Here is a 26,286-nt window from a genome sequence, read left to right as displayed (position 1 = left end):
ACTCATCATGAATGCGCCCGACCCGATTTCGACAACGACCCCGCCCGCCACGCCCCGATTGACCAGCCTTTCGCACGGCGGCGGCTGTGGCTGCAAGATTGCCCCGGGCGTGCTCAGCGAGATCCTCAAAAATTCCAGCAACCTGCCGATCCCGCCACAGTTGCTGGTCGGCATTGAAACCGCTGACGACGCCGCCGTTTACCAGCTCAATGACGAGCAGGCGCTGATCGCCACCACCGACTTCTTCATGCCCATCGTGGACGACCCCTACGACTTCGGCCGCATCGCCGCAACCAACGCGATCAGCGACGTGTATGCCATGGGTGGCACGCCCATCATGGCGCTGGGCCTGGTGGGCATGCCCATCAACGTGCTGCCGCTGGAAACCATTGGCGCCATCCTGCGCGGCGGGCAGGATGTCTGCCGCGATGCCGGCATTCCGATTGCGGGCGGCCACACCATTGATTCGGTGGAACCGATCTATGGCCTCGTCGTGATGGGCCTGGTTCACCCCTCGCGGGTCAAGAAAAACTCGGGCGCCCGCGCCGGCGACGTGCTGGTGCTGGGCAAACCCCTAGGCATCGGCATTCTGTCGGCTGCGCTCAAGAAGGAAGTCCTTCCCGCCGAAGGATATGCCCGCATGATCGCCCTGACCACCCAGCTCAACAAGCCCGGTATCGCACTGGCCCAGCTCGAAGGCGTGCATGCGCTGACCGACATCACGGGCTTCGGCCTGGCCGGCCACGGGCTGGAACTGGCGCGCGGCGCCGGCCTGCAGGCCAGGCTCGAGTGGTCCCGCATCCCGCTCATCGCCGGTGCGCGCGAACTGGCGGCGCAAGGCTGCATCACCGGCGCGTCGGGGCGCAACTGGGCCAGTTATGGCCAGGAGATCACCTTGCCCTCCTCCTTTGCCGAGGTGGACCGGGCGCTGCTCAGCGATCCGCAAACCTCCGGCGGCTTGCTGGTGTCCTGCAGCCCGGATGCTGCAGCCGAGGTCATGGCGATTTTTCAGGCCCAGGGTTTTGGCGAGGCCGCCGTGATTGGCGAGGTCACCACGGGGCATGGCCTTAGCGTCTACTGACACTAAAAACTAACGCCCGGTCTGCTGCGCCGGAATAAGGCCCGAACACAGGGCCGGGCAGCGCAAGAAAACTAGGGTAAACCCGAAACTTTTTTGTCAGTCTTTATTCAGTGGCGCACGAGGCAGACAGCGTACCATTCAGGCCTTGGTGACCGCTCGCGGGCACTTCTTCATTCAAAAAAAACTTTTCGGAGACAGTCCGTGTCCGCATTACTCAAACTCGCCCTCGCCTATGACTGGATTTCCACCCGGTTTGGCAAAATCGCCGCCTGGACGGTGCTGCTGGCCGCGCTGATTTCAGCCGGCAACGCCTTCGTGCGTTATGGCCTGGACATCAGCTCCAATGCCTGGCTCGAAATCCAGTGGTATCTGTTCGCGGCCATGGTCATGCTGGGTGCGCCAGTGGTGCTCAAGCTCAATGAGCATGTGCGCGTCGACATCATTTACGGCAAGCTCAAGGGTTACGGGCCTGTCTATGTCGACCTGTTTGGCCTGATCTTCTTTCTGCTTCCCGTCATGGGCCTGTTGTCCTACCTGAGCTGGCCGCTGTTTGTGAGCATGTACCAGTCGGGCGAGATGTCGCCCAATGCCGGTGGCCTGATCCGCTGGCCCGCCATGCTGCTGCTGCCGCTCGGTTTCGGCCTGATGTTTGTCCAGGGCCTGTCCGAAATCATCAAGCGCATCTGCTACCTGCAGGGCAAGTTCGAGATGGACACCCACTACGAAAAGCCGGTTCAATAACCCGCTCCATCGTTCATCCAGAAAAAAATACTCTCAGGACCACCAAATGCAGATGGAAAATTTTGCCCCGATCATGTTCGCGGGCCTCGTGCTGATCATGCTGATCGGCTTCCCGGTCGCCTTCTCGCTAGCCGCACTTGGGCTGGGCTCAGGCTTCCTGGCCATTCAGATGGGCTGGTTCCCGGCCAGCTTCATGTCCAACCTTCCGCTCAACATGTTCGGCATCCTGTCGAACGAGTTGCTGCTGGCCATTCCCTTCTTTACCTTCATGGGCGCCATCCTGGAGAAGTGCGGGCTGGCGGAAGACATGCTTGACTCCATGGGTCAGCTGTTTGGCCCGGCCAAGGGCGGGCTGGGCTACTCGGTCATTATTGTCGGCTTCATCCTGGGCGCCATCACCGGCACAGTCGCCGGCCAGGTGATTGCCATGGCGTTGATCTCGCTGCCCGTAATGATCCGCTACGGCTACAACATGCGTTATGCCACCGGTGTGCTGGCCGCCTCCGGCACCATCACCCAGCTGGTACCGCCGTCGCTGGTGCTGATTGTCATGGCCGACCAGCTGGGCCGCTCCGTCGGCGACATGTACAAGGGCGCTTGGGGCCCCTCCATCCTTCAGGTGCTGATTTTTGCCGGCTACACCTTCATGCTGGGTGTCTTCAAACCCCACCATATACCAGGCGTGCCCAAAGATGCCCGTACCCTGAACGGCTGGCCCCTGTGGGCCAAATGCCTGCGCGGCATCATCCCGTCTGCAATTCTCATTTTCGCCGTGCTGGGTTCCATGGGCGGTCTGCCAGGAATCAACACCGCCATCGCTACTCCTACGGAAGCCGGCGCCATGGGCGTGGTGGGCGCGCTGATCCTGGCGGCCATGCATAAGCGACTGACCCGCGCGCTGATCTGGGAAGCCATGCTCGGTACCATGCGGCTGACCGCCATGGTGGTGTTTATCCTGATCGGCGCTCGCGTCTTTTCCATGGTGTTTCAGGGAGTGGACGGCGCCAAATGGGTGGAGCACATGCTCAGTGGCCTGCCCGGTGGTCAGACCGGCTTCCTGATCGCTGTCAACCTCTTTATTTTCTTCCTGGCCTTCTTCCTCGACTTCTTCGAGATCGCCTTCATCATCCTGCCCATGCTCGGCCCCGTCGCCGACAAGCTGGGCATTGACCTGATCTGGTTCGGCGTGCTGCTGTGCGTGAACATGCAGACCAGCTTCATGCATCCACCGTTCGGCTTTGCGCTGTTTTACCTGCGCGGTATTGCCGACACGCTGTTCAAGGAAGGCCGCATTCCCAAAGCCATCAAGTCCAACGACATCTACCTCGGCGCCATTCCCTGGGTAGCGATGCAGCTGGTGCTCGTGACGATTGTGATTTTCGTGCCGCAAACCGTCACCGTGTTTCTCGACAAAGAGGAAAAGATCGACATCGACAAGGTGAAGATCGAGATGCCCGCTGAAGCCATCGATGACAAGCCTGCCGAGCTCAATCCGGGCGAAACGCAGGGTCAGCGCGACACCCAGAACGCCGCCGACGAGCAGAAGAAGCTCGACGAGCTGTTCAAGAAATGAACAACACCCCTCTTGAAGCGCTGGGGCCACCGCCCTTTCGCTTCACGCCCTCCGGAGCCCCTGCGGTCGAAGGTCCCGCCTTTTCGCGCCTGTTCAAGCTGCTGGCCAGTGCCGTGGTATTCGGAGCGGCGGGCTGGTTTGCACAACTGTGGTGGGGCGGCAAGGTGACGGGCGGCGCAGCTTCCATGCTGGTCTGGGTGCTGGCCGCGATGGCAATGATGTTCTACACATGGTGGTGCATCCTGCGCAGCGTCACCCGGCTTGACGGGCAGATGCTGCAGCAGACGTGGATCTGGAACAAAAAGATGGAGCTGCGCGAGCTGGCCTTCGGCAAACTGATCCGCGTGCCCGGCCTGGACTGGCTGATCGCGCCGCGGCTGTATGTGCGTACCCTGATGGGCAAGTTCGACGTGTTCTACGCCGCCGACCCACAGATGATCGCCCAATTCGAACGCCTGATTGCAGAACTCAAGGCATTCCGCAACCGCCCATGAAAAAGCCGCCCGAAGGCGGCTTTGACTTGCGGGAGGGCGAGCGGGAAATCCTCAGAGCTTTTGCGCCTGCATGAAGCGGTCGAAGGTGCCTTCGGTGAAGCGGAACCACAGGTTCTGGTCAGCCCGGAACTTGGACAGGTCGGCGTAAATCTTCTTGAAGCTTTCGTTCTTGGCCGAGGTTTCTTCGTAGATCGTCATGGAATGCTTGAACGCTTCGTTCATCATGTCCGTCGGGAACGGCCGCAGCTTGGCGCCACTGGCGACCAGCTGTTTCAGCGCCAGCGGATTGCGGGCGTCGTACTTGGCCTGGATGTCGATGTGAGCCTGCGAGCACGCGGCCTCGACAATGCCCTTGTTTTCAGCCGACAGGCTGTCCCAGGCCTTCTGGTTGATAAAGAAATCCAGTTGCGCAGAGCCTTCCCAGAAACCGGGATAGTAGTAAAACGGGGCGACCTTCACAAAGCCCAGCTTCTGGTCATCGTAAGGGCCAACCCACTCGGCCGCGTCGATCGTGCCCTTTTCAAGCGAGGTGTAGATTTCACCGCCCGGAATGTTCTGCGGCACCACACCCATGCGTTCCATGACCTTGCCGGCGAAGCCGCCGATGCGGAACTTCAGGCCCTTCAGGTCCTTGACGCTTTTGATCTCCTTGCGGAACCAGCCACCCATCTGGGCACCCGTGTTGCCGCCGGGGAAGTTGATGATGTTGTATTTGGCGTAGAACTCGCGCATCAGCTTCAGGCCGTTGCCTTCGTACATCCAGGCGGTGAGCTGGCGGCTGTTCAGGCCGAACGGAATCGCGCAACCCAGCGTAAAGGTTTCGTCCTTGCCGAAAAAGTAATAAGGCGCGGTTTGGGCCATTTCCACCGAACCCTGCTGCACGCCATCCACCACGCCAAAAGCAGGCATCAGCTCGCCGGCGGCGTGGGTGGAGATTTCAAACTTGCCGCCGGACATGGTGCGCACGGCTTTGGCAAAGGTCTCGGCACCGCCAAACAGCGTGTCCAGCGACTTGGGGAAGCTCGACGCCAGGCGCCAACGAATGGCCGCCTGCGCATGTACCGCGGGTGCAACACCGGCAGCCAGCACACCGGCGATACCGGCGTTTTTGATGAGTGAGCGACGATCCATGTTGTACTCCTGGGGAATGTGTCAACTAACAACAAAAACAAAACAATTTTTCTGCCTCATTTCCGCCTCACCCGATAGCCATCACGCGGATTCATGACCCGTTTTTTCTGACTTCACGGGCGGCGAGAAACCTATTTGAACATATCTTTTCCCCGCGAAATAGTCACCGCCCGCAGACAAATCTCCCATAAAAAAACCGCATCGAAATGCGGTTTTTTAAAAAGGGCCGGAGTCTCAGGCCGGAGTCTTCAATTACAGTTTTTGTTCCTGCATGAAGCGGTCAAACGTGCCCTCGGTGAAACGGAACCACAGGTGCTGCTCGGCACGGAACTTCGAAAAGTCAGCGTAGACCTTGCGCCAGTTCTCGTTCTTGGCCGACAACTCGCTGTACAGCTCCATGGACTCCTTGAAAGCGGCGTTCATCACGTCCTTGGGGAAGGGGCGCAACTTGGTACCGGCCCCCACCAACTGCTTGAGCGCAGCAGGGTTGCGGGCATCGTACTTGGCCTGCATGTCAGAGTGGGCCTGGGCTGCCGCTGCTTCCACAATCGCCTTGTTTTCCGGGGACAGTGCTTCAAATGCCTTGTTGTTGATGAAGAAGTCCAACTGGGGACCACCTTCCCACCAGCCTGGGTAGTAGTAGTTGGGCGCCACCTTGTTGAAGCCCAGCTTCTGGTCATCGTACGGACCCACCCATTCGGCGGCGTCGATCGTGCCTTTTTCCAGCGCGGCATAAATCTCGCCTCCAGGAATGTTCTGGGGCACGCCGCCAATGCGCTCAAGCACTTTGCCACCGAAGCCACCGATGCGCATTTTCATGCCCTTGATGTCCTTGAGCGACTTGATTTCCTTGCGGTACCAACCACCCATCTGGGCGCCGGTATTGCCGCCGGGGAAATTGATAATGTTGAACTTGGCGTAGAACTCGCGCATCAGCTTCATGCCGTTGCCCTCGTACATCCAGGCCGTCATCTGGCGGCTGTTCAGGCCGAAAGGAATGGCGCAGCCCAGCGCAAAGGTTTCGTCCTTGCCAAAGAAATAGTAAGGCGCTGTGTGGGCGCATTCAATGGAGCCCTGCTGTACGCCATCGACCACGCCAAAAGCCGGCATCAATTCGCCAGCGGCATGCACCGAGATTTCAAACTTGCCGCCCGACATGGCTTTGACGGATTTGGCGAAGATGTCAGCCGCACCAAAAATGGTGTCCAGCGACTTGGGGAAGCTCGAAGCCAGCCGCCAGCGAATGGCAGCCTGCGCATGCACTGCGGGTGCGACACCGGCTGCCAGCACACCGGCCAAGCCGGCATTTTTGATAAGGGAACGACGATCCATGAAGTCTCTCCTAGAACGTTATGTAATGTTTTGCTAGACCTTGATTCGCCAGAACCGTGCTCAGGAGGTCAAGACATTGCAAGACAACCTGTAACGATCAGGCGAAGCCTCGACATTTTGTCAGTTTAAAAATCACCGGACCCCGGTTTTTACCCGTAGACGCTCATAAAAAAACCGCAGCTTGCTGCGGTTTTTCGACGACTCAAAAGCGCAACACTGTGCTACATCTTCTGGCCCTGCATGAAACGGTCAAACGTTGCTTCGGTGAAGCGGAACCACAGGTTCTGGTCGCCGCGGAACTTCGCGTAGTCCGCATACACCTTGCGCCAATTCTCATTCTTGGCGGACAGCTCTTCATAGAGCTTCATGGATTCCTTGAAGGCCGCGTTCATGACATCGGCCGGGAAGGGGCGGAGCTTGGCGCCGGCACCTACGAGCTGCTTCAGGGCCGTCGGGTTTTTGGTGTCGTATTTGGCCTGCATGTCCACATGCGCTGCGGCACTGGCAACTTCCACAATGGCCTTGAACTCGGGCGTCAGCGCGTCATACGCTTTCTGGTTGATGTACAGGTCGAGCTGCAAGCCGCCCTCCCACCAGCCAGGGTAGTAGTAGTTCGGCGCCACCTTGTTGAAGCCCAGCTTCTGGTCATCGTAGGGGCCGATCCATTCGGCAGCATCGATGGTGCCTTTTTCCAGCGCCTGATAAATCTCGCCGCCGGGAATGTTCTGCGGCACGCCGCCCAGGCGTTCAATGACTTTACCGGCGAAACCTCCCACGCGGAACTTCAGGCCCTTCATGTCGGCCAGCGACTTGATTTCCTTGCGGTACCAGCCACCCATCTGGGCGCCGGTGTTGCCGCAAGGGAAACTGATCATGTTGTACCTGGCATAAAACTCGCGCATCAGCTTCAGCCCGTTGCCCTCGAAACTCCAGGCACTCATCTGGCGGCTGTTCAGGCCAAAGGGAATCGCACCGCCAATGGCAAAGGTTTCATCCTTGCCGAAAAAGTAATATGGCGCCGTATGGGCAGCCTCAATCGAGCCCTGCTGCACGCCATCGACCACACCAAAAGCAGGCATCAACTCGCCGGCAGCGTGGACAGAAATCTCAAACTTGCCGCCGGACACGGCTTTGACATGCCTGGCAAAAGTTTCTGCGCCACCGTAAATGGTGTCCAGCGACTTGGGAAAGCTCGAGGCGAGGCGCCAGCGAACCGCGGCCTGTGCGTGAACAGCAGGCGCGACGCCAGCGGCCAGAACGCCCGCAATGCCGGCATGCTTGATGAGGGAACGACGATCCATCAGGATTTACTCCGAGTTGTGAATTGAAATCTGCACTGGCCAGATTGGCCAGTGGCGCAGTTTGCTAAGACCTCGGGAATTGTAAAAATGGGGCGTACTGCACCCCCTCGGGTTTACCCTCGAAGACCTGACGGGAAGCTGTCGGCGTGGCCCCACGTTCGCTCGCTGCGCGTAGCTCTCTGCCCCCCCGAGGGGGCCGCTGCGCCTGCGGCCCAGCGAAGCCGGTTCCGCGGCCCCGGCTGGAATGTAGAAACCTCGCGTTCGCCTTCTCCGCCGTTCACCCTGAGGTATCGAGGGCATCCTGCAGAAAACTGGACGCTAGTGTGGTGTTGCATGCTTGACGGTACAAATAAAACCGATGGATTTTTGTTCAGGGCAAGGCGCAAACCACAGCAATAGTTCCACTATTGCGAGGATTTGCAACGCCGCCATGGGCAAAAAGACGCGGTTTTATGTACCGGATAGCGTGCAACACCACACTAGATTCAACCAGTGAAGAGATGTGAGAACTCAGGCGACCGACTTGAGTGCCGGCTTGGCAGGCTTGCCGGACTCCAGCAGCGCGGCAAAGCGCGCGGTAATGGCCGCTTCAATACCGGCCGCGTCCAGGCCTTGCAGCGCCAGCAGCTTGGCGGGGTCGCCATGCTCGATGAATTCGTCCTTTAGGCCCAGGTGCAACAGCGGTTTGACGAGGCCGGCGGCCTGCAACGCTTCGCCCACGGCACTGCCGGCCCCGCCCATGATGGCGCCCTCTTCCAGCGTGACCAGTGCCTCGTGGCCAGCCGCCACCTTGAGCAGCAATTCGGTATCCAGCGGCTTGGCCCAGCGCATGTTGACCACGGTGGCACCCAGCTTCTCGGCCGCCTGCAAGGCAGGATAGAGCAGCGTGCCAAACGCCAGGATCGCGATGCCTGAACCTTCGCGGCGAATCTCGCCTTTGCCAAAGGGCAGCGGCTGCAGGCCCGGCTCGGGCTCGACGCCGGCGCCCGCACCGCGCGGATAGCGCACGGCCACCGGATGGTTTTGCTCAAACGCCGAACTCAACAGCTTTCGGCACTCGTTCTCATCGGCCGGACACGCCACGCTCATGTTGGGAACGCAGCGCAAAAACGGAATGTCGTAGGCGCCCGCATGCGTGGCACCGTCGGCGCCGACCAGGCCGGCGCGGTCGAGTGCAAACACCACCGGCAGGTTTTGCAGCGCCACGTCGTGAATCAGCTGGTCATAGCCACGCTGCAAAAAGGTCGAATAAATCGCGACCACTGGCTTGAGCCCTTCGCAGGCCATGCCGGCTGCAAAGGTCACCGCATGCTGCTCGGCAATGCCCACGTCGTGGTAGCGCCCCGGGAAGCGCTTGTGAAACTCCACCATGCCCGAGCCTTCCCGCATCGCGGGTGTGATGCCAACCAGGCGCTTGTCCTGCTCCGCCATGTCGCACAGCCACTGGCCGAACACCTGCGTGAAGGTTTTCCTGGCGGGTGCGCTGGATTTCTGCAGGCCCATGGCCGGGTCAAATTTTCCGGGGCCATGGTAGGCCACCGGGTCCGCTTCGGCCAGCTTGTACCCCTGGCCTTTCTTGGTGACGACGTGCAGAAACTGCGGGCCCTTGAGGTGCTTGATGTTTTCCAGCGTGGGAATCAGGGACTCCAGATCATGGCCGTCAATCGGTCCGATGTAATTGAATCCGAAATTTTCAAACAGCGTGGCGGGCACCACCATGCCCTTGGCATGCGCCTCCAGGCGTTTGGCCAGTTCAAGCAGCGGCGGCGCCACCCTGAGCACCTGCTTGCCGACATTTTTGGCCGACGCATAAAAGCGGCCGCTCATCAATTGCGCCAGGTAGCGGTTCAGGGCTCCGACGGGCGGGCTGATGCTCATGTCGTTGTCGTTGAGCACCACCAGCAACTTGCAGTCGTCATGCACGCCCGCGTTGTTCAGGGCTTCAAAGGCCATGCCGGCGCTCATGGCACCGTCACCGATGATGGCGACCGCATGGCGGTCTTCCCCCTGTTGGTGGGCGGCCAGCGCCATGCCCAGCGCGGCAGAAATCGAGGTCGAGGAATGCGCAGTGCCGAAGGTGTCGTACGGACTCTCGTCCCGGCGCGGAAAACCCGACAAACCGCCGAACTGGCGCAGGCTGCCCATGCGATCGCGCCGCCCCGTGAGGATTTTGTGCGGATAGGTCTGGTGGCCCACATCCCAGACCAGCCGGTCCTCGGGCGTGTTGAAAACATAGTGCAGCGCCACCGTCAGTTCCACCGTGCCAAGGTTGGAGCTCAGATGCCCACCGGTCTTGGAAACGCTGTCGAGCACGAAGGCTCGCAACTCGTCAGCCAGGGCCTTGAGCTGGGCGCGGGGCAGCCTGCGCAGGTCTGCGGGGCTGTTGATGGTTTCGAGCAATGGGTACATCGTGGTGTGTCTGTTATGGCGAGGCCGGTCCCCGGCTCCCGGATCCTAGTGGTGGCGATTGACCAGCATGTCGGCCAGCGCGCGCAATGCATCGGTGTTGCCAAGCCCGCTGGCATCAAGACTGGTCAGCGCCTTGCCCAGCAATTGCTGCGCGTAGTCTTTGGACGCCTGCAGTCCCATCAGCGAGACAAAAGTGGGCTTGTCCTGGGCCGCGTCCTTGCCGGCTGTTTTACCCAGCGTGGCCGAGTCGGCGGTGACATCGAGAATGTCGTCCACCACCTGGAATGCGAGGCCGACCGACGCGCCGTAATCACGCAGAGCTTGTTGCGCGGCGAGCGGTGCGGCGCCGCAGGCCGCGCCCATCATCACGCTGGCCTGCAGCAGTGCGCCGGTTTTGAGGCGGTGCATTTCATGCAGTTGCCCGGACGTCAAGGGCAGGCCCACACTGGCCAGGTCTATCGCCTGACCACCGGCCATGCCCTGAAAGCCCGCGGCCTGCGCCAGCATGCGGCACAGGCGTGCCTGCGTGGCGGCATTCACCGAGCCATCGTCGGGAGTGAGGAATTCAAAGGCCAGCGCTTGCAGGGCGTCACCCGCAAGCAGCGCCTGCGCCTCGCCGAACTTGACGTGCACCGTCGGTTTGCCACGGCGCAGCACGTCGTTGTCCATGCACGGCATGTCGTCATGCACCAGCGAGTACGCATGAATCAGCTCGACCGCACAGGCTGAGCGCAGCGCAGCACCGGTATTGCCGTTCACGGCTTCGCAGGCAGCCATCACCAGCAGCGGACGCAGGCGCTTGCCGCCGTCGAGCACGGCATAACGCATGGCATCGCCCAGGCCTGCGGGTGCCGGCGCATCGGTCGGGCAAGCCACCCAGCGGGACAAGGCCTGCTCGATGGTCTCAAGCTGCTGTGCGCTCCAGGCGCTCAACGTGAACAAAGGCAGTTTTTCAGGGGCGTTCAAGCTATGGTCTCTGTATGGTCTCTGATGACTTGTATTCAGGGGTGACCCTGGAAATTACTCTTACTCTCGCCCTACTCTTGTACCCAGGGCTTGAGTTCCGTGCCCTCCAGGACCTTGATCTGGGTTTCCACGGCCTCAAGCTTGTCGCGGCAAAACTTCAGCAACTGCGCCCCACGCTGGTAGCCCGTGAGCAGTTGGTCCAGCGGCAACTGGCCCGACTCGAGGCCAGCCACCAGCCCCTCAAGCTCCTGCAGGGCAGCTTCATAGCTGGCAGGTAATGGAGGCGCCGATGATCCGCTGGTTGCTGAAGCAGCGGCAGGGACAGGAGAAGGGGAGCTTTTGGCCATGGTAATTGGGTGGAGGTGTGATTTTAGGCCGTTGCAGGTCCGTTTTAGGTTCCCCGGCGGGTTCTCGGAGGCACAACACTATTATCCGATGACGGGTTGGGAATATCCCCCCACCCCCCACAGGGGTACAATTGATAATAGTTCTCGATAACAGCACTTGATAACGTCGCCTCGGGCCCGCAGTGCAGCCCTCCAGCTTTGTTCCCCCCATTGGCGGTTGCCCAGCCTGCCGATTTACCTGCCCCCCAAGCCCGCCTGCTGCGGCATGTCCACCAAAATTGCATGTCTGATCTAAGCCTTCGCCTGCTGCAGGCCACCAGCCAGCTCCCCATCTCCAGCTACTTTGACACCGGCCTGTACCAGCGGGAGCAGCAAAAGCTGTTTGCCCGCGGGCCGCGCTACCTGGGCCATGAGCTCGCGGTACCCAACCTGGGCGACTTTTATGCGCTGCCCCATGAGGGTGAAGGCCGCGCACTGGTGCGCAACAGGTCAGGCATTGAACTGATTTCCAATGTCTGCAGGCATCGCCAGTCGACCATGCTGCAGGGGCGCGGCTCTTTGGGCAACGGGGCCGACAGCAACATCGTGTGCCCGCTGCACCGCTGGACCTACAACACCTCGGGCGAACTGATCGGCGCACCGCACTTCGAAATTGATCCCTGCCTGAACCTCAACCGCTACAAAACCACCACCTGGAATGGCCTGGTGTTCGAAGACAACGGCCGGGACATCGCCGGCGAGATGTCGCAGCTGGCCACAAGGGCCGACCTGGATTTTGCCGGCTACCAGCTGGACAAGGTCCACCTGCATGAATGCAACTACAACTGGAAGACCTTTATCGAGGTCTACCTTGAGGACTACCATGTGGGCCCTTTCCACCCCGGGCTAGGCGGGTTTGTCACCACGGAAGATCTGCGCTGGGAACTAAAACCCAGTTACTCGGTGCAAACCGTGGGCGTGTCCGACAAGCTGGGCAAGCCCGGCACCGACACCTACAAAAAATGGCATGACGTCGTGCTGCAATACCGCCAGGGCGTGGCACCCAAATACGGCGCGATCTGGCTCACCTACTATCCGCACGTGATGGTCGAGTGGTACCCGCATGTGCTGGTGGTCAGCACGCTGCACCCGCAGGGCCCCGACAAGACACTCAACGTGGTCGAGTTTTTCTACCCCGAGGAAATCTGCGCCTTCGAGCGCGAGTTCATCGAAGCGCAGCAGGCCGCCTACATGGAAACCTGCGTGGAGGACGACGAAATCGCGCTGCGCATGGACGCCGGCCGCAAGGCGCTGATGCAGCGCGGCGACAACGAGTTCGGCCCCTACCAGAGCCCCATGGAAGACGGCATGCAGCACTTTCACGAGTGGTATCGCCGCGAAATGGGCGCCAGCAAAACCACGCAAATGATCTGAGGGCATGCCCCTCGCTATGCACTTGATGGCTGCCAACCCGGACCCGTACCGGGTTACGGCCTTTTTTTACGCCTGAAAAATCTGCGGACGACCACACACGATGCAAGCCGTCTGGATGATCGCCTCCTCGTTCCTGTTTGCCACGATGGGAGTTTGCGTCAAGTACGCCTCCCAGCACTTCAACAGCGCCGAGCTGGTGTTTTACCGCGGCGTGCTGGGCATTCTTTTCATGGCCGCCTATGCCCGCGCCGCCGGCACCTCCCTGCGCACCAGCGTGCCCGCCATGCATGCGTGGCGAAGCGTTGTCGGCGTGGTGGCGCTGTCGGCCTGGTTTTATGCCATTGCACACCTGCCGCTGGCCACCGCCATGACGCTCAACTACATGAGCAGCGTCTGGATTGCCGCGTTTTTGGTGGGCGGCTCGCTCATGCTCGGTCGCCCCAACAAGCGGGGAACCAGCCAGGGCCCGCTGGTACTGGCAATTCTCGCCAGCTTCGCCGGCGTGGTCATGCTGCTGCGCCCCGCCATGGACCAGAACCAGACCCTTGCCGGCCTCGTGGGACTGCTGTCCGGACTGGGGGCCGCATTTGCCTACATGCAGGTGATGGCGATTTCGCGCATGGGTGAGCCCGAAACGCGTACAGTATTTTATTTTGCAGTGGGTACTACGGTGGCTGGCGCCTTGGGCATGCTGGTCACGGGGATTTCGCCCTGGCACTGGCAACATGCGCTCTGGCTGCCCCCGTTGGGAATTCTGGCTTCTCTCGGCCAACTGGCCATGACCAAGGCGTATTCGATGTCTTCCACCTCCGATGGCCATGGCGGAACCCTGATGGTCGCCAACCTGCAGTACTCTGGCATTGTGTTTGCGGCGCTCTACAGCTTGATCCTGTTTGGCGACAATATTCCCCTGATGGGTTGGGCCGGCATGGCGCTCATTATTGTCAGCGCGATTGTTGCCACCGTGCTGCGGGCAAATGCGGCACCTAACGCGCCCGCCGAAGAGCATTGACCTGCAAGTGAAGGAGCATTGAGATGAACTACACCACCCTGATTTCTGCGGAGCGGCTGCAGGGGCTGATGGCCCGGGGCCAACGCCTGCGCGTGTTTGACTGCAGCTTTGACCTGATGCAGCCGCACGCTGGAGAACAGCAATACCTGGAGGCGCACATTCCCGGCGCCGTGTACGCCGACCTGGACAAGGCCCTGACCGCCAGGCACGGGGTGCCGGGCGCCCATGGCGTGATCACGGCCACCGGCGCCGACGCCCCCGCTTCAGGCGGGCGCCACCCGCTGCCCAATCGTGAAAAATTTGCCACCTGGCTGTCCAGCGTCGGCTTTGCCAATGACATGCAGGCCGTCGTCTACGACCGCAATGGTGCCAACTACTGCGGCCGGCTGTGGTGGATGCTCAAATGGGCCGGCCACGACAGGGTGGCGGTGCTCGATGGCGGGCTGCAGGCCTGGCAGGCAGCGGGAGGCGACGTCAACAGCGGCGAAGAACCCGCGCACTTTGCGGCGACTTTTCTGCTCTCCCCTGCGCGGGCCAAGCTCGTCGATGCGCAGACCGTGGCCGAACGGCTCGGACGCCCCGGCCAGACACTGATAGATGCACGTGCCGCACCCCGTTTCAGGGGCGAGGTGGAGCCACTGGACCCGGTGGCCGGCCACATTCCCGGTGCGCTGAACCGGCCTTTCAGCCAGAACCTCGGCGCCGACGGCAAATTCAAACCGGCAGCGCAACTGAAAGCCGAGTTTGAAGCCTTGCTGGGCCAGCGCGATCCGGCCACCGTCGTTCACCACTGCGGTAGCGGTGTCAGTGCGGTGCCCAACCTGATCGCGATGGAAGTCGCGGGTCTGGGTCGCACAGGCCTGTATGCGGGCAGCTGGAGCGACTGGTGCAGCGACCCGGACCGGCCGGTGGCGCAGGGCTGAAACCCTTCAGGCCCTGCTGAAAAAACGCCGTGGCGCGCACAACGCCCTGGAGTTTTCTGGCAGCTTTCTCATCCTGCGCTGCGGGACGATCCAGCGACGAATCAGTTGCGGGCGCCGCTGGCTGCCGATGCCGGGGGAGTCGCTGCTGAACCCGTCGTATCGGTTCCCATGGGGGTGCTGCCCGACATGGCGCCGCCACTGGAACCGGTAGAACCCGTAGACCCGGTAGAACCGCTGGTGGAACCTGTGGAGCCGGGCGTGGTGGAAGGACTTGTCATGGGCTCCGGCGAGGGTGTCGATTTCGTGGCGGCGTCGTCCACTTTCTTGCCGCAAGCGCCCAGCGCCAGCAAAGCAGACAAGGCCAGCGCCATCGTGGCAGCGGATTTCAATTTGGATGCGTGCATGTAGGTATTTCCTTTTTTAAACGGGGATTGGCCGGGTGTTCAGCCAGATTTCAATGTAACCAGACTGCACGTTTTCCCCATGAGACGCTGCCTTGCCCGTCTGTAGGGATTTTTCGCCTGCTGCCGGGCAGCTATTGCGCCCAGCGTCGCTGTGCTGTATGCCGATGCGGCCTGGCCTGACGGGGCTGGGGGCCGATAGCAAGGCAAATTCCCGCGCCAGCCATCGGGATTTGCATCGAATTTCGTCTTCCGTCTGTCCTACATCGCCAGCCCGGCAGGACTGACAGATAGCTCCCCCTGGCACCCCTAAATTGAAAGTGTGGCGGGCAATGGTGCCCGCCACTTCAACAGCAACGCGACCGGAGTAATTCGTCAGTCAAAGCGTTGTTTCAATCCTGAAGGAGACTTTTTAATGGCTTCCAGCAACCAAGGGAATCAAGGCAACCAGGGTAACCAGAACCAGGGGGATAACCGGGGCGACAGCCAGCGCAGCGGCAAGTCCGAGCGAGGTTTCGCCGCGATGGACCCGCAACGTCAGCGGGAAATTGCCAGCGAAGGGGGCAAGGCTGCGCACCAGAGCGGCAAGGCCCATCAGTTCACCTCCGAGGAAGCCAGCGAGGCGGGCCGCAAAGGAGGCCAGGCCAGCGGCGGTCACCGCAGCAGAAACCAGGGCAGCAGCCAGGCGGACAAAGGCAATCAGACAATCGATCAGCCAGGCAACCCAGGGGGTAATCAGAGCGGCCGCAGCTGACCTCCCGCTTGCACAGCCTGACAGCGGGGCGATAGTCGCCCCGTTTTTTCGCCTCAACTTTGAAAAGGATGACCGGGAGCCCGGCTGGCTCATAGCGGCCTTGCGTCAACGCCCGCCTGGTCCTCAGAGGGTCATGCCGGTGCGCCGGTTCAACGGCCTGCATGGATACTTGTCCTACACGCAGCGTCAATACTGGTTGACACCGCCGCCGCGGCAAGGTGATTTCATAAAGAGCGCAAGTCCCCCTCACCCTAACCCTGGAGAGCGCCATGCCACGCGGAGACAAGTCAAGCTACACCGACAAGCAAAAACGCCAGGCCGAACATATCGGGGAAGGCTATGAAAAACAGGGCGTCAGCAAAGCCACAGCCGAAAAACGTGCCTGGGCCACAGTGAACAAAACCACCGGCGGCGGGAAAAAATCAGGCTCGGGCCGCAAGTCCTAGACTGCGTCCGCCTTTTGGCTTCCGGTCGTGTTGCGCCGCGGCTCCGCACGACAGGGGCCGGCGCGCGGTATTGCCGGTAAGCGCTACTCCATGACCATGACGCGCAGGAAGACGGCCTTGCGCCGGTTGGTCCTTATCCGATGTCGATGGGCATGGGCGTGGGCTGCACCTCACCGGGATCAGGCGGCGTGGACAACGGTGGTACGGGCTCGGGTGGCGGCACATCAGGGCTGGTGGCCATGGCTATTTCTTTTCCGTCGGTTCGGGTTCGGGCTGTGCGGGCGGATCAGACAACTCGGGCCGGAGCGGCAATTCGCGGATCATGGCCTCCCCTTCCTCATCAGGGCCGTCCGAGGGAAGGTCGGGCTCGCTCCTGAGTTCCGGCTCTTCATGGTTTCTTGACAGGCTGCGGGGCCCTCTTTCCGGGACCGCACTGTCAGCAGCGGCCACCGGCGTATCTGCCCCGCTAACCTGCGCAGGCTCATCGGACGACCCCGTTCCGATGGGCACACCGCGATCAAGAGAGGGGCTGGAGGCGGCCACCATCACCCCCCAGCCAGCATGGATGGCAGCATGTTGTGCACCACAGCAGAGGCGGCCATGCTGGCCAGTGCCGCAATCAAAAAGGCAATGCATGCCCGCAACAGGGGATGGCGGCTGCGGACCTTGGCCGGGGCTTCAGGCGCACGAGCAGTCCGCCGGCCAGCAAAATGTTCGGCTTCCGAAGCCGGGTGCGGATTCAGATTCAGATTCATGGCGGTTCCTTGGCTGGTTTGCATGGAAGTTGCATGGAGCTACATGGAATATTCGCGCCAGCCGCCGCCCGGAGTTATAGGCGGCCAGGCCCTGTGTTTGTCAGCTGCCGGCTGACACGGCGCGGTGGCGCTACTAACCGCCGACCCCCCAAAAAAAAATCCGCAGGAAAGTGGTTCTGGCCCATCAGTTCGGGCCGAGCGCCACCATTCGTCAAATCTCGCGTCAGATCGACAGCCATTGAGGAACAGACTGGTGCTACCATTCGCTGAAACTGGTTTCAGAACCTGCCATCCCCACCCCATGACCGGCAAGAAAACTTTGCACCCTATTTCCGCCGCGCAGCCTTCGGCCCGCGCCACCATCGCTGATGTGGCGCGGGAGGCGGGTGTCTCCAAAGCCACGGTGTCACGGTTTCTGAACCATCGCGAGAGGTTGCTCACGCCGGACATTGCGGCTCGCGTGGAAGTCGCCGTCGCCGCGCTGGGCTTCAGCCCCAGCCCCATGGCCCAGGCGCTGAAACGGGGCCGCTCGCGCCTGATTGGCCTGGTGGTGGCCGATGTGACCAACCCATATTCCGTGGCGGTGCTGCGGGGTGCCGAAAAAGCCTGTCAGGAGGCCGGTTACCTGCTCATGCTGTTCAACCTGGGCAACGACAGCCGGCGTGAGACCGAGGCCATCGAGGCCCTGACCGCCTACCAGGTGGAAGGGCTGATTCTGAACACGCTGGGGCGCGATGCCGGCGCCGCCGCCGAGGCCGCGCACCATGGCAAGCCAGTGGTGCTGGTGGACCGGCGCCACCAGGACATGCAGGCCGACTTCGTGTCGCTCGACAACGCCGGCGCCGTGCAGCTGGGCGCCCGCCACCTGGTGGACGCCGGCTACCGCGAGCTGCTTTTTGTCTCGGAGCCGCTGAAGGATGTGAGCTCGCGCATGGAGCGCGAAAGCGCGTTTCGCAACTTTATCGGCGAGTCTGCGGCGGATACGCCAGGGCTGGCAGGCCACACGTTTGAAAGCGTGGCAGACGACACGCAAGGGCTGGACCAGGCCCTGCGTGACTTGCGCCAGCGCGCCGGCGAACGCCCACCTGGCGTGGTCTCCAGCAACGCCGTGGTGACCCTGCGAGTCGTGGCGGCCATGGCGCGGCTGGGCTGGCGCTTCGGCTCCGACGTGGGCCTGGTGGGTTTTGACGAAACCGAATGGTCGCCTTATGTGGGCCCGGGCCTGAGCACCATCGCCCAGCCGACCGACGAACTGGGCCAGCTGGCCGCCGGCTGCCTGATTGAGCGCCTCAAAGGCCTGGACCTGCCGCCGCGCCAGATTTTGCTGTCCGGCCGGCTGGTGCCGCGCGGCTCCTCCGTGCCTCACCGGACTGCCTAGCCGCCAGATTTACGGGAAGAATGCCTGGGAACCCTGGAGATTCCCGGTTGCGGCGCAAGTCATGCTTCTTTTATAATTCACTGAAACCGATTTCACAATCAAGTCTATCCGGCCCGCTGCTTCAAAACCTTCAAAGCCGCGGCCCCACGCTTTCACCCAACAGCAGGAGAGCCCCCTCATGACCAGTACGCTGGACGTTATTACTTTTGGCGAAGCCATGATGCTGCTGGTTGCCGACCGGCCCGGCCCGCTCGAGCATGCCGAGGCCTTTCACAAGCGCACCGCCGGTGCTGAGACCAATGTCGCCATCGGCCTGGCGCGCCTGGGCCTGAAGGTCGGCTGGGCCAGCCGCCTGGGCACAGACTCCATGGGCCGTTATCTGCTGGCCGCCATGGCCGCCGAAGGCATCGACTGCTCGCACGTGGTCTGCGATGCGACGCAAAAAACCGGCTTCCAGTTCAAGGGCAAGGTCACCGATGGCAGCGACCCGCCGACGGAATACCACCGCAAGGGCTCGGCCGCCAGCTACATGGGCGTGAATGACATTGACGAAGCCTGGCTGCTGTCGGCCCGCCACCTGCATGCCACCGGCGTGTTTCCGGCCATCTCGGCCACCACCCTGCCCGTTGCCCGCAAGACCATGGATCTGATGCGCGCCGCCGGCCGCAGCGTGTCGTTCGACCCCAACCTGCGCCCCACGCTGTGGGCCACGCCCGAGTTGATGCGCGACGCCATCAACGACCTGGCCACGCGCGCCGACTGGGTGCTGCCCGGCATGGAAGAAGGCCGCTTCCTGACCGGCGAAACCACGCCCGAAGGCGTCGCCCGCTTTTACCGCCAGCTCGGTGCGAAGCTGGTCGTGGTCAAGCTCGGCGCAGACGGGGCCTACTTTGAGGGCGAAGCCGGCAGCGGCCGTGTGGCGGGTTTTCCGGTGGCCGAAGTGGTGGATACCGTGGGCGCCGGTGACGGCTTTGCGGTGGGCGTGATCAGCGCGCTGCTCGACGGCCTGGACGTGCCCGAGGCCGTGAAGCGCGGCGCCTGGATTGGCGCACGCGCGGTGCAGGTGCTGGGCGACAGCGAAGGCCTGCCGACGCGCGCCGAACTCAACGCCGCAAGGCTTTAAAAATCATGGGCGCGCCAGCTTCACCATCCCTGCGCAAAAAAGTTCTGGTCTTCCGCGAGTTACCGCCCGACCAGCTGGCGCGCCTGCAGGCGGAGCACGAGGTCACGGTGGCCAACCCGCGCCTGCCCGGGCAGTTGGCCGCGTTCCACACCGCCCTGGCCAGCGCGGAAGGCATGATCGGCTCCAGCTACCCCATCACTGCCTCGCTGCTGGCGAGCGCGCCGCAACTCAAGGTGATTTCCAGCGTCTCCGTCGGCGTTGACAACTACGACCTGCCCGCCCTGGCTGCGCGCGGCATCATGCTGTGCCACACGCCCGGCGTGCTGACCGAAACCACGGCTGACACGATCTTCTCGCTGATCATGGCCTCCAGCCGCCGCCTGGTGGAACTGGCCAGCCATGTACGCGAGGGCCGCTGGACGCGCAACATCGGCGAAGACCTGTTTGGCTGGGACGTGCACGGCAAAACGCTGGGCATCCTCGGATTCGGCCGCATCGGCCAGGCCGTGGCACGGCGTGCCGCGCTGGGGTTCAACATGCCCGTGCTGTACCACAGCCGCCGTCCGGTGGACGTCGCCCATGAGCTGCCCGAACTCGCCGGCAAGGCCACGCACACACCGCTTGATGACTTGCTGCGGCGCGCTGACATCGTCGCCGCCGTGCTGCCGCTGTCCCATGAAACCCGCGGCCTGATGGGCGCGCGGGAGTTTGGCCTGATGAAGCCCGGCGCCATCTTCGTCAACGGCGCCCGCGGCGCCATCGTGCAGGAAGAGGCCCTGCTCAACGCCCTGGACCACGGCACACTGCGCGCCGCCGGGCTGGACGTGTTCGCCACCGAACCGCTGCCCATGGATTCACCACTGCGCACGCACCCCAAGGTGACAGCCCTGCCCCACATCGGCTCCGCCACATTCGAGACGCGGCATGCGATGGCGGTGCTGGCAACGAGCAACCTGTTGCAGGCCCTGGCGGGGGAGCGGCCTGCGGCGGTATTTGTGGCGGCAGACAAATAGCGCCTGAATAGCGTCTCAATAACGCCGGCAGCTATTTCCTGTTTACTCTAAAGCTCAGTGTATTTTTTGCTGCTTCCACGCGACTTGTCTACCGGGTACTTGGCAGCGTTCAATGTCAGCTTCAGTTTGGCCGCCTCGACCAGGTCAATATTCAACTGATCAGACAGGCGCAACAGATACAAAAAGACATCCGCCATCTCCACCCCCACGGCGATGCGCTTTTCGGTTGAAAGCTCACGGCTCTGCGCTTCTGTCAGCCACTGAAAATGCTCCAGAAGCTCAGCGGACTCCACCGTCAAGGCCGATGCAAGATTCTTGGGTGAATGGAATTGCTCCCAATCGCGCTCCCTGGCGAATTCCCGAAGAGAGTTGATCAATGCTTGCAATTCTTCATTCATAAGCTCGTCTTTTCTGTGTGCCGATGTCAATGACCTTTTGCGCGGTTTTTCGCGGTTTTGCGGACTGAGTGGGGAGTGCTCATGTCCAGGCACCTAATGCCCGTGCGCAAGCCCGCTGATCAGGGTCACCATGCCGATGCCAATGACCAGCCAGGCAATTTGCGCTGCGGTTTCTTTCGCCGTGACGCGCTTTTGCAGCTGGGGAATCAGGTCGGCCAGCGCGACGTAGATAAAACTGCTGGAGGCGGCGATCAGGAAGAAAGGCAGGTAGTCGTACAGCTTGTCGACCAGCGCATAGCCAATCATGCCGCCCAAAGCCGTCACCGCACCGGCCAGTGATACCTTGACCACAGCCGCGCGGCGGTTGTTGTTGGAGCTTTGGCGCAGCACCACCAGGTCGCCCATATGGTGGGGCACTTCATGGACCAGCACCGCCAGCGCGGCAACGGCGCCCAGGCGCAGGTCGGCCATGAAGGCCGACGCAATCAGGATGCCGTCACCGAAGGCGTGCACGCTGTCGCCCGCCAGCACGGCCCAGCCGCCGGACTTCTTGCCGCCGGCGTGTGAAGACTGATCGTGGTGATGATGATCATGCCGATGAGGGTGGTGCGCGTGTGCACCGTGAGCAGGCCGGGCAGGTTGGAGGGGCTGGGGGGGCTCGTGGTGTTCGCCATCGTGGTGTTCATGGCCGTGGTGCCACAGTTCGGCCTTGTCGAGCAGGAAGAAGAACACCAGCCCGACCAGCAAGGTGGCAAACAGCTCCTTGGCGCCGGCCTGGCTCTCAAACGCTTCGGGCAACAGGTGCATGAAGGCGGTGGCCAGCAGCGCGCCTGCGGCCAGACTGAGCATGTGCTGGGTGTAACGGGCCAGCATGCCAAAGCTGAGCAAGGCCGCCAGCCACACGCTGCCAATGCCCGCGGCCAGCGTTCCCACCAAAATTGCTACCAAAGTCATAGCTACTCACGCCCGTTTTTATTGGGCCGCAGCCCTGATTGATTACCTGATACCTGTAGAGGCAACCCCGAAGGTTACACCACAGATGGCAAAACCCCGGATGCGGCGTTGCTGCCGCCGTCCGGGGTTGATCTTTATCTTATCAAGCGTGTCAAGAGGGGCGCGTGAAAAAGCCGCCGACCCATGAGGCGGCGGCTCGGTCAGCGCCGGGGCGCACGCGCCCAGGCCCCCTGGCGTCAGCTCATGCGCTCAGGCGACGCCTTGCATCTTGAACCACTCCAGCGCACGCTTGAAGCCGTCGTCAGCCGCGTCCTTGCGATAGCTGGGGCGGTAGTCGGCATGGAAAGCATGGGGCGCCTGCGGATACACCACAAACTCGCTGGCTTTGGCGACGGTGTTGCCCTTGGCTGCTGCCTCGGCCAGTGCGTCTTTCATCTGGTTCACGGTGGTCAGCGGAATGCCGCCGTCCTGTCCGCCATAGAGTCCCAGCACCGGCGCCTTCAGGCTGGCCGCCAGGTCTAGCGGATGCTTGGGCGTGAGCGCTGACGGAGTACCGACCAGGCGGCCATACCAGACGACGGCTGCCTTGACGTTTTTGCTCCGCTCGGCATACAGCCAGGTGATGCGGCCACCCCAGCAAAAGCCGGTGATGCCCACCTTCCCGGTATTGCCGCCGTTGGCGCCGGCCCACTTGACGGCGCCGTCCAGGTCGGCCATGACCTGTTCGTCGGGCACCTTGTTGACGACTTCGGCTATCAGCTTGCCGATCTCGTTGTAGGTGCTGGGGTCGCCCTGGCGCGCGTACAACTCGGGCGCGATGGCCAGGTAGCCGGCCCTGGCAAAGCGGCGGGCGGTGTCGGCAATGTATTCGTGGACGCCAAAAACTTCCTGAACCACCAGCACCACGGGCAGGTTGGTCTTGCCAGCCGGGGCGGCAAAAAAGGCTGGCACCTTGAAGCCGTTGACCTCATAGGTGGTTTCGCCGGTTTTGAGCCCTTCTGACGAGGTTTTGATGGCCGTCTGCGCCATGATGGGCAGGGTGGCAGCGGCATAACCCGCACCCAGGGCGGCTTTCAGCGCAGTGCGGCGGCTGGTGCCGGCTTCGCTGGCCAGCCCCGGCAGCAAGGCATCGAAGTCGTTTTTCTGGTCGTTGTTCAGCATGGTGATTTCCGTAGAAGGAGTGGTTTGAAGCACGCAGTCGGGGCTCGTGCGGCTGCGGAAGTTCCTGCCGGAGCAGACCCAAACCGCAGAAAACGCCGGCTCACACGATCTTGACGCTCAACTCCGGCAGGCCATCAACGTGGCATTCAATCACGTCGCCCTTGACGACAGGCCCGACGTTTTCCGGCGTACCCGAGTAAATGATGTCGCCGGGAAACAGCTCAAACGCTTCGGACAGCCTGGAGATCTGCTCGGCTACCGACCAGATCATGTGGTTCAGCGTGGCCTGCTGCTTGACCTGGCCGTTGACCTTGAGCCAGATCGCGCCCTTGGTGTAGTGGCCGGTCTGCGCGACTTTATGGATGGGGCCTATGGGCGCTGAACGGTCAAAGCTCTTGCCGATTTCCCAGGGCTTTTTCTGGTCGCCCATGCCGCGCTGCAGGTCGCGGCGTGTCATGTCCAGGCCCAGTGCGTAGCCATAAACATGTTCCAGCGCTTTGTCGATCGGAATGTTGCGCCCGCCCTTGGACAAGGCTGCCACCAGCTCGACTTCGTAGTGGTAGTTTTTGGTGAGCGTGGGGTAGGCGTGGTCAGCCACCTGGCCCGGTGGCACCACCTGGATGGCATCCGTGGGTTTTTGAAAAAAGAAAGGCGGCTCGCGGGTGGGGTCGGAGCCCATTTCGATTGCGTGGGCCGCGTAGTTGCGGCCAATGCAGTAAATGCGGCGCACCGGAAACATCTCGGTACTGCCCGCGATGGGGACATAGGTGTCGGCCACCGTGAAAGGCGTGGCCGGCGCATTGGCCGCCGTGCCGGGCGTGGCGCAGCCGACGACGGCGCCTGTCGCCATCAGGGCGCCTGTTTGCAGAATTCCTCGTTTGCTCATGTCTGGTTTTGTCATGTGTGTCTCCTGGGATTGATGAAAGCTGGAGCTTGTTGTCAGCGTGTTTTTTCTCCAGCCACTGAGCTTAGGGCGGGCACGCCGCGTGCAGGCAGACGCAATTACGCATTTACCGGACGATTCAATGCAGCGGTGTTGCGCTGCAGCGGGACTTAAAGATTCTCAGGCTGCGCCGGAAATCTTGGCGCGCACACTGTCGCGGAAGGCCCGGGGCGTCTGGCCGAAGCGCTGGCGAAAGCGCCGCGCGAAATAGGCCTCATCGGCAAAGCCCGACGCATGGGCCACTGCGGCAATGCGCTGGCTGCTGTGCGCCAGCAATTCCTGCGCAAACTCCAGGCGTCGCTCCGTCACCAGATCGGTGAAGGTCTTGCCGGTTTCTTTTTTGAGCAGATGCGCGAGGTAATTGGGGGACAAAAAGGCCGCCGCAGCGGCATCGGCCAGCGTGACCTCGCCGGCCAGGTGTTCGCGGATGTAGCGCACCGCCCGTTGCAGGCTGGCGCGCCGGCTGCCCTGCTGCGCCTGGCTGGCCGAAAAGCGCAGCAGGTCGGCTTCAAACTTGCGGCAGGTCAGCCCCAGCAGTTGCAGCATCAGGCCGCGGATGATTTCTACCGAGCCGAAGCGGCGGTTGGCGTTTTCATGCGCCAGCTTGTCCAGCAGGGCCTCAATGTCAGCAAACTCGTCCTCCGAAAAATAAAAGTCTGTGTATTCCTGAAAGAGAAACGGCGCCAGCTCGGGCGCCCTGGTCAGCGGCACGTCTTCCAGATCCAGCGGATCCACATCCAGCCCCGGCCGCAGGAACTGCTGCGCCATGTTGATGATGACGTAGCGCGAACCCTCGGGGTGCGGAATCACATGCACGCGGTAGGGCAGGATGAAGCTGAGGTAACCGCGCCGGAAGGGCCGTACGGTACCGGCCACATTCTGCTCGGTATCGCCTTGCAGGCTGATCTGGACCTGGAAGTATTCGTGCCGATGCGGGCGCACCAGCGGCGGCCGCACCAGTTGCGACCGGATGTCAAAGTCGAGGTGGTCCGCGCGCTCGGACATGCCGTAAGTCTTGATGTCTGTCATGCGCCGTATTCTCGGCTTATTGGCCCGTCCCGGCGCGCGAGGGTTCCAGCCGAAAGCCTGGTGCAAAATAGCGCGAACTGGCCATGGTCCTGGCGAGCAGTCCGCATCGCAACTTCCAGGGCCCATCGCTTTTACGCCAAGCTATATGAACATCGACGAATTCAAGGTCTCTTTCGGCGTGCCCGCCAACAAAGTTTGCGAAGCTAACGAAGCACCCGTGAAAGCGTTGTCCGTCGAGAAAGAGAGCCTCCATGTTTTCCCCTGCTACACCTGTCACTCCCCTTTCTGAGTTCAGAGCCCCGGGCATGCCTGCTGTCCTGTTGCAATTGACCCGCTGGGTGGCCATTTTCGGCTTGTTGGTCCTTGCCGGTTGTGCCGCCCCTCTGCCACCCGCAGGGCGTGGCGCGCAAGCGCCGGCCCCGGCCGGCAACAGCCAGACACCGCTCTTGCTGCGCATTGGCGACAGCCGACTTGAGTTGCAGGTACAGGGCCAGACCTGCAAGCTGCAGTGGCGCGGCGAGTTCCCTCCCGACGCCGTCGCGCTCATGAACCAGGCCCTGTACGAGATGGAGCACCATCGCTGCCAGCAAAAGATCATGGCCCTGGACCTGCAAGGCGGGGACATCGGCCCTGCCATCACGCTCGGCTCCATGCTGAAAAACCGCCAATTCAACACCGAATTGCTTCCCGGCAGCTACTGCCACACACCCTGCGTGCTGGTACTTGCCGCAGGCCGCCAGCGCTTGCTGCCCGAAAGCATCCCGCCGGCCCGCCTGCTGCTGTCGCAGGTCCGCCCGGACCTGGATTTCGGTCAGGCAACCTGTGCGACCGAACTCAGCCCCGGCCAGCAGCTCACGCTGCTGCGCTACCTGCGCGCCATGCTGCCATTGCCAACGGCGACCTCGCTGTACGAGAAGATCCGCCAGGCCACCTGCCGCAGTCACGAGACGCTGGGCGCGCCCGAGGCGCTGTCGCTCGGTCTGGCGACCGGCATGCTGCCTCCCGTGTCGCGCTAGTGTCAATACGGTTCCGTTAGCACGCCGCATGCAGTGCCGATCATCTCCTTCCCCCGCTGGGGGAAGGCCGGGATGGGGGCTCACGGCGTGGGCGTCGGGCCACCGTGCTGACTCGGTCGTCGCTGGCCCCCACCCCAACCCTCCCCCAGAAGGGGAGGGAGCTTCACGGGTCCTTGACTGAAACGTATTGGC

At 62.1% G+C, this 26,286-nt stretch carries 27 protein-coding genes; 14 read left to right on the top strand and 13 right to left on the bottom strand.

The features are described 5' to 3' along the window. The first annotated feature begins 7 nt into the window (after window positions 1–7). From selD to AC1DUR_RS09810, 4 genes are all read left to right on the top strand, one after another. A complete protein-coding gene (selD, locus tag AC1DUR_RS09825) occupies window positions 8–1,081 on the top strand; it encodes a selenide, water dikinase SelD (RefSeq protein WP_477718717.1) in 1,074 nt (357 codons plus the stop codon). Between the two features lie 201 nt (window positions 1,082–1,282). Next, on the top strand, window positions 1,283–1,822 hold the full coding sequence (locus AC1DUR_RS09820; RefSeq protein ID WP_477718716.1) for a TRAP transporter small permease subunit: 540 nt from the start codon (window positions 1,283–1,285) through the stop codon (window positions 1,820–1,822). Between the two features lie 46 nt (window positions 1,823–1,868). Then, a complete protein-coding gene (locus AC1DUR_RS09815) occupies window positions 1,869–3,395 on the top strand; it encodes a TRAP transporter large permease (protein WP_477718715.1) in 1,527 nt (508 codons plus the stop codon). Further along, window positions 3,392–3,889: a hypothetical protein gene (locus AC1DUR_RS09810; protein ID WP_477718714.1), complete on the top strand. Its 498-nt coding sequence runs from the start codon at window positions 3,392–3,394 to the stop codon at window positions 3,887–3,889. The genes AC1DUR_RS09815 and AC1DUR_RS09810 overlap by 4 nt, the downstream gene beginning before the upstream one ends. Before the next feature lie 51 nt (window positions 3,890–3,940). Here AC1DUR_RS09810 and AC1DUR_RS09805 read toward each other — a convergent pair whose 3' ends face one another. The 6 genes from AC1DUR_RS09805 to AC1DUR_RS09780 all read right to left on the bottom strand — a co-directional run bounded on the left by AC1DUR_RS09805 (window position 3,941) and on the right by AC1DUR_RS09780 (window position 11,375). Continuing rightward, window positions 3,941–5,020, bottom strand: coding sequence for a TRAP transporter substrate-binding protein (locus tag AC1DUR_RS09805; RefSeq protein WP_477718713.1), 1,080 nt, complete (start codon window positions 5,018–5,020; stop codon window positions 3,941–3,943). A gap of 252 nt (window positions 5,021–5,272) precedes the next feature. After that, entirely contained in the window at window positions 5,273–6,352 is a 1,080-nt protein-coding gene (locus AC1DUR_RS09800) for a TRAP transporter substrate-binding protein (RefSeq protein ID WP_477718712.1), read from the bottom strand. A gap of 221 nt (window positions 6,353–6,573) precedes the next feature. Next, the gene (locus AC1DUR_RS09795) at window positions 6,574–7,653 is read right to left on the bottom strand and encodes a TRAP transporter substrate-binding protein (protein WP_477718711.1); all 1,080 of its coding nucleotides are present in this window, start codon (window positions 7,651–7,653) and stop codon (window positions 6,574–6,576) included. A gap of 510 nt (window positions 7,654–8,163) precedes the next feature. Next, window positions 8,164–10,062, bottom strand: a complete 1,899-nt coding sequence (gene dxs / locus AC1DUR_RS09790) for a 1-deoxy-D-xylulose-5-phosphate synthase (protein WP_477718710.1) — start codon at window positions 10,060–10,062, stop codon at window positions 8,164–8,166. A gap of 45 nt (window positions 10,063–10,107) precedes the next feature. After that, the gene (locus tag AC1DUR_RS09785) at window positions 10,108–11,028 is read right to left on the bottom strand and encodes a polyprenyl synthetase family protein (protein WP_477718709.1); all 921 of its coding nucleotides are present in this window, start codon (window positions 11,026–11,028) and stop codon (window positions 10,108–10,110) included. A gap of 71 nt (window positions 11,029–11,099) precedes the next feature. Beyond that, window positions 11,100–11,375 carry an exodeoxyribonuclease VII small subunit gene (locus AC1DUR_RS09780; protein ID WP_477721530.1) on the bottom strand — a complete coding sequence of 92 codons (276 nt, stop codon included), beginning with the start codon at window positions 11,373–11,375 and terminating at the stop codon, window positions 11,100–11,102. Between the two features lie 282 nt (window positions 11,376–11,657). Between AC1DUR_RS09780 and AC1DUR_RS09775 the strand changes: the two genes are divergently transcribed. From AC1DUR_RS09775 to AC1DUR_RS09765, 3 genes are all read left to right on the top strand, one after another. After that, window positions 11,658–12,788 carry an aromatic ring-hydroxylating oxygenase subunit alpha gene (locus AC1DUR_RS09775; protein WP_477718707.1) on the top strand — a complete coding sequence of 377 codons (1,131 nt, stop codon included), beginning with the start codon at window positions 11,658–11,660 and terminating at the stop codon, window positions 12,786–12,788. A gap of 100 nt (window positions 12,789–12,888) precedes the next feature. Continuing rightward, on the top strand, window positions 12,889–13,800 hold the full coding sequence (locus tag AC1DUR_RS09770) for a DMT family transporter (protein ID WP_477718706.1): 912 nt from the start codon (window positions 12,889–12,891) through the stop codon (window positions 13,798–13,800). 23 nt (window positions 13,801–13,823) lie between these two features. Continuing rightward, window positions 13,824–14,723: a sulfurtransferase gene (locus AC1DUR_RS09765; RefSeq protein ID WP_477718705.1), complete on the top strand. Its 900-nt coding sequence runs from the start codon at window positions 13,824–13,826 to the stop codon at window positions 14,721–14,723. Window positions 14,724–14,824: 101 nt separating this feature from the next. Here AC1DUR_RS09765 and AC1DUR_RS09760 read toward each other — a convergent pair whose 3' ends face one another. Continuing rightward, window positions 14,825–15,127 carry a hypothetical protein gene (locus tag AC1DUR_RS09760; protein ID WP_477718704.1) on the bottom strand — a complete coding sequence of 101 codons (303 nt, stop codon included), beginning with the start codon at window positions 15,125–15,127 and terminating at the stop codon, window positions 14,825–14,827. Between the two features lie 412 nt (window positions 15,128–15,539). On the opposite strand from AC1DUR_RS09760, the gene AC1DUR_RS09755 reads away from it, so the two are divergent. Beyond that, a complete protein-coding gene (locus tag AC1DUR_RS09755) occupies window positions 15,540–15,878 on the top strand; it encodes a KGG domain-containing protein (protein ID WP_477718703.1) in 339 nt (112 codons plus the stop codon). Between the two features lie 269 nt (window positions 15,879–16,147). Then, window positions 16,148–16,324, top strand: a complete 177-nt coding sequence (locus tag AC1DUR_RS09750; RefSeq protein WP_477718702.1) for a hypothetical protein — start codon at window positions 16,148–16,150, stop codon at window positions 16,322–16,324. A gap of 545 nt (window positions 16,325–16,869) precedes the next feature. Here AC1DUR_RS09750 and AC1DUR_RS09745 read toward each other — a convergent pair. Further along, window positions 16,870–17,079, bottom strand: a complete 210-nt coding sequence (locus AC1DUR_RS09745) for a hypothetical protein (RefSeq protein WP_477718701.1) — start codon at window positions 17,077–17,079, stop codon at window positions 16,870–16,872. A 301-nt stretch (window positions 17,080–17,380) separates the two neighbouring features. Between AC1DUR_RS09745 and AC1DUR_RS09740 the strand changes: the two genes are divergently transcribed. The 3 genes from AC1DUR_RS09740 (at window position 17,381) to AC1DUR_RS09730 (ending at window position 20,593) form a co-directional block, all read left to right on the top strand. Then, window positions 17,381–18,457 (top strand): LacI family DNA-binding transcriptional regulator, encoded by a 1,077-nt coding sequence (locus tag AC1DUR_RS09740; RefSeq protein ID WP_477718700.1) that lies wholly within the window; start codon window positions 17,381–17,383, stop codon window positions 18,455–18,457. 178 nt (window positions 18,458–18,635) lie between these two features. Beyond that, window positions 18,636–19,580, top strand: a complete 945-nt coding sequence (locus AC1DUR_RS09735) for a sugar kinase (protein ID WP_477718699.1) — start codon at window positions 18,636–18,638, stop codon at window positions 19,578–19,580. Window positions 19,581–19,585: 5 nt separating this feature from the next. Next, the gene (locus AC1DUR_RS09730) at window positions 19,586–20,593 is read left to right on the top strand and encodes a 2-hydroxyacid dehydrogenase (protein WP_477718698.1); all 1,008 of its coding nucleotides are present in this window, start codon (window positions 19,586–19,588) and stop codon (window positions 20,591–20,593) included. A 47-nt stretch (window positions 20,594–20,640) separates the two neighbouring features. On the opposite strand, the gene AC1DUR_RS09725 is transcribed toward AC1DUR_RS09730, so the two are convergent. The 5 genes from AC1DUR_RS09725 to AC1DUR_RS09705 all read right to left on the bottom strand — a co-directional run bounded on the left by AC1DUR_RS09725 (window position 20,641) and on the right by AC1DUR_RS09705 (window position 25,078). Further along, window positions 20,641–20,991 (bottom strand): nucleotide pyrophosphohydrolase, encoded by a 351-nt coding sequence (locus AC1DUR_RS09725; RefSeq protein WP_477718697.1) that lies wholly within the window; start codon window positions 20,989–20,991, stop codon window positions 20,641–20,643. A 93-nt stretch (window positions 20,992–21,084) separates the two neighbouring features. After that, window positions 21,085–21,945 (bottom strand): ZIP family metal transporter, encoded by an 861-nt coding sequence (locus tag AC1DUR_RS09720; RefSeq protein WP_477718696.1) that lies wholly within the window; start codon window positions 21,943–21,945, stop codon window positions 21,085–21,087. A 249-nt stretch (window positions 21,946–22,194) separates the two neighbouring features. Further along, window positions 22,195–23,106, bottom strand: coding sequence for a dienelactone hydrolase family protein (locus tag AC1DUR_RS09715; protein ID WP_477718695.1), 912 nt, complete (start codon window positions 23,104–23,106; stop codon window positions 22,195–22,197). A gap of 100 nt (window positions 23,107–23,206) precedes the next feature. Beyond that, complete coding sequence (locus AC1DUR_RS09710) at window positions 23,207–24,007, bottom strand: fumarylacetoacetate hydrolase family protein (RefSeq protein WP_477718694.1); 801 nt, start codon at window positions 24,005–24,007, stop codon at window positions 23,207–23,209. A 162-nt stretch (window positions 24,008–24,169) separates the two neighbouring features. Then, on the bottom strand, window positions 24,170–25,078 hold the full coding sequence (locus AC1DUR_RS09705; protein WP_477718693.1) for a helix-turn-helix transcriptional regulator: 909 nt from the start codon (window positions 25,076–25,078) through the stop codon (window positions 24,170–24,172). Between AC1DUR_RS09705 and AC1DUR_RS09700 the strand changes: the two genes are divergently transcribed. After that, entirely contained in the window at window positions 25,077–25,367 is a 291-nt protein-coding gene (locus AC1DUR_RS09700; RefSeq protein ID WP_477718692.1) for a hypothetical protein, read from the top strand. The genes AC1DUR_RS09705 and AC1DUR_RS09700 overlap by 2 nt on opposite strands. A 16-nt stretch (window positions 25,368–25,383) precedes the next feature. Continuing rightward, window positions 25,384–26,094 (top strand): hypothetical protein, encoded by a 711-nt coding sequence (locus AC1DUR_RS09695; protein WP_477718691.1) that lies wholly within the window; start codon window positions 25,384–25,386, stop codon window positions 26,092–26,094. Window positions 26,095–26,286: the final 192 nt, after the last annotated feature.

It is taken from the genome of Polaromonas sp. P4_F4 (genome assembly GCF_056401355.1).
This window is presented reverse-complemented; position numbering and strand designations above follow the sequence as displayed.